Source organism: Psychrobacter sp. AOP31-B2-9 (genome assembly GCF_052378005.1).
Classification (GTDB): domain Bacteria; phylum Pseudomonadota; class Gammaproteobacteria; order Pseudomonadales; family Moraxellaceae; genus Psychrobacter.
This window is the reverse complement of the sequence record NZ_JBQSXG010000371.1, coordinates 1-304: the sequence shown is the minus strand read 5'-3', so window position 1 is coordinate 304 and position 304 is coordinate 1. Positions and strand designations below refer to the sequence as shown.

1 pseudogene is annotated in these 304 nt (G+C 32.9%); it reads left to right on the top strand.

Going from position 1 to position 304, the window contains the following annotated elements:
• Positions 1-77 precede the first annotated feature (77 nt).
• Positions 78-304, top strand: a pseudogene (locus ACT3SX_RS15685) (hypothetical protein); the annotation flags it as partial.

The following is a 304-nucleotide window of genomic DNA, read 5'->3' as shown; positions in this document are numbered from 1 at the left end:
CCTCTTCAAAACCTTCCGTTAATGTCATAGCTTACTTACGGACTATTTTTAATAATTAAATATTGAGATACATAATCATGGCAGGAAATACATCTAAAAGCACTACTAAGAGGCTCAAAACGGGCACTAATAACCAAGTAGTAAAAATAACAGCACCGACTCTTAGAGACTTTTTAATACATTTTAGAAGACCTACGCTGACAAAATATAACGGTTTGTACGGCTTTGATTGGTTGAGAGATGAATATGTCTATGACTATCTAAAAGTTATAGAAAACCAGAATTCTGAAACTCAATTATATCG